Raw genomic sequence first — 2,495 nt, forward strand, 5'->3', positions numbered from 1 at the left:
CGCACCCGCACCCGCACCCGCACCTACGACCAGGTAGCAACCACGTACCCGACCCCGTACGGCGCGTCCTCGTACAACAGCGCACCGCCCAGGTCCGCGCCCTCGGCAGCGCCCGCGAGGACCTGCCAGGGCGCACGGCCCGAGGCCTTCAGTTCGTACGCCAGCTCGGTGTCCAGCGCCTTGAGAGCCGCTACGTCCGCCGCCCCCAGCGCACGCGCGACCTCCGCGTCGAAGGGTGCCGCCCGCTCGTCGAGATAACCCGGTGCCTTCAGCGTCCGGCACGCGCTGGCGTCGCCCATCACCAGCAGCGCGACCCGGTCGGGCTGCGCGACGAGGTCCCTCCCGGTCTGAATACACCGCTCGGCCTCAAGAGGTTCCCCGACGCCGAGTCCCTCGATCGGGGCGTCCGACCACCCGGTCCGCTCCAGCAGCCACGCGGCGACGGCCAGCGAGGGCGGAAGCTCACGCTCCGATGCCGCGCCGCCGTCCCCGGGCCGGTCCCCTCCCAGCCGTACGTCGAGATCCACACCGAAGCCGCGGAACGAACCCCGGGTGCCCTCAGGATGCGGCCCGCGCCCGCTCTGCTCGGCGGGTCCGACGACCACCAGGCGGTCGGGCCGGGCGGCGGCCAGTACACCCAGCGCGTCGGTGCACGCGGCCCGCGCGGCGGCCAGTTCGGGCGCCGCACCCGCGGCGACATCGGGGACGAGGAGCGGAGGACAGGGGCAGACGGCGGCGGCTACGAGCATGGCCGGAACACTAACAAGCCGCACTGACACGGCACGCCGACAGTCCACATGGCCTACGGATCAACGCGGACTACAGCCCCACATGGCCACGCCGACAATCCGCCACCGACCCGACGTCGCTCAGCGGGTCGCGCTCTCAGTCGCAGCCGCAACCGCTCCCCGTGGCGACCGGCAGCGGCGCGGGTGCGCCGATCTTCGGCAGGCCCAGCATCACGCCGACCGGCTTGGCGGCCTCGGCCGCGTTGCGCTTCTCCCAGGCATCGCCCGCGCGCGTGGGACGCACGTTCAGGGTGGGCCCCTCTGCGAGGAGGTGGTGCGGGGCGGCGTACGTGATCTCGACCGTCACCACGTCACCGGGGCGCACGTCCTGGTCCGGCTTGGTGAAGTGGACGAGGCGGTTGTCGGGGGCACGCCCGGAGAGACGGTGGGTGGCACCGTCCTTGCGGCCCTCGCCCTCGGCGACCATCAGCTCCACGGTGCGGCCGACCTGCTTCTTGTTCTCGTCCCAGGAGATCTCCTCCTGGAGGGCTACCAGCCGCATGTAGCGCTCCTGGACGACCTCCTTGGGGATCTGGTTCTCCATGGTCGCGGCCGGGGTGCCGGGCCTCTTCGAGTACTGGAACGTGAACGCTTGCGCGAAGCGCGCCTCGCGGACCGCGTGCATCGTCTGCTCGAAGTCCTCCTCGGTCTCCCCGGGGAAGCCCACGATGATGTCGGTGGTGATGGCGGCGTGCGGGATGGACGCGCGGACCTTCTCGATGATCCCCAGGTAGCGCTCCTGGCGGTAGGACCGGCGCATGGCCTTGAGGATCGGGTCGGAGCCGGACTGCATCGGCATGTGCAGCTGCGGCATCACGTTCGGCGTCTCGGCCATCGCGGCGATGACGTCGTCGGTGAAGTCGCGAGGGTGCGGCGACGTGAACCGGACGCGCTCCAGGCCCTCAATGGTCCCGCAGGCCCGCAGCAGCTTGCTGAAGGCCTCGCGGTCGCCGATGTCGGAGCCGTACGCGTTGACGTTCTGGCCGAGCAGCGTGATCTCGGAGACGCCCTCGCCGACCAGGGCCTCGATCTCGGCGAGGATGTCGCCTGTGCGGCGGTCCTTCTCCTTGCCGCGCAGCGCCGGGACGATGCAGAAGGTGCAGGTGTTGTTGCAGCCGACGGAGATCGACACCCAAGCCGCGTAGGCACTCTCGCGCCGGGTCGGCAGCGTCGAGGGGAAGGCCTCCAGGGACTCCGCGATCTCGACCTGCGCCTCTTCCTGCACGCGCGCGCGTTCCAGCAGCACCGGGAGCTTGCCGATGTTGTGCGTGCCGAAGACGACGTCCACCCAGGGCGCCTTCTTCACGATGGTGTCGCGGTCCTTCTGGGCGAGGCAGCCGCCGACGGCGATCTGCATCCCGGGGCGCTTCGTCTTCATCGGGGCGAGCCGGCCGAGGTTCCCGTAGAGCTTGTTGTCGGCGTTCTCGCGCACGGCGCAGGTGTTGAAGACGACGACGTCCGCGTCCCCGTCCGAGCCCTCGGGCGCGCGCACATAGCCGGCACCCTCCAGGAGACCGGAGAGCCGCTCGGAATCGTGGACGTTCATCTGGCACCCGTAGGTGCGCACTTCGTATGTTTTGACGTCCACTGCTTCGCTCCGGTCACCGCTGGTCATGTGACAAGGGTAGGCGGTGCCGGGAGCGGCTCTTCCGGCGGCCGAGAACCGCCACCCCGCAGACCGGTCACTCCCCGCCGACGCCCCACCCC

Annotated in this window: 2 protein-coding genes; both read right to left on the reverse strand. The window is 70.9% G+C overall.

Annotation, left to right across the window (positions count from 1 at the left end; genetic code table 11):
- Positions 1 to 23: 23 nt before the first annotated feature.
- Entirely contained in the window at positions 24 to 749 is a 726-nt protein-coding gene (locus tag JHN63_RS50080) for a class III extradiol dioxygenase subunit B-like domain-containing protein (RefSeq protein ID WP_200691791.1), read from the reverse strand.
- Positions 750 to 885: 136 nt separating this feature from the next.
- Positions 886 to 2,403, reverse strand: a complete 1,518-nt coding sequence (miaB, locus tag JHN63_RS50085) for a tRNA (N6-isopentenyl adenosine(37)-C2)-methylthiotransferase MiaB (protein ID WP_200691792.1) — start codon at positions 2,401 to 2,403, stop codon at positions 886 to 888.
- Positions 2,404 to 2,495: the final 92 nt, after the last annotated feature.

This window comes from Streptomyces sp. MBT65, assembly GCF_016612545.1.
Taxonomy (GTDB): Bacteria; Actinomycetota; Actinomycetes; order Streptomycetales; family Streptomycetaceae; genus Streptomyces.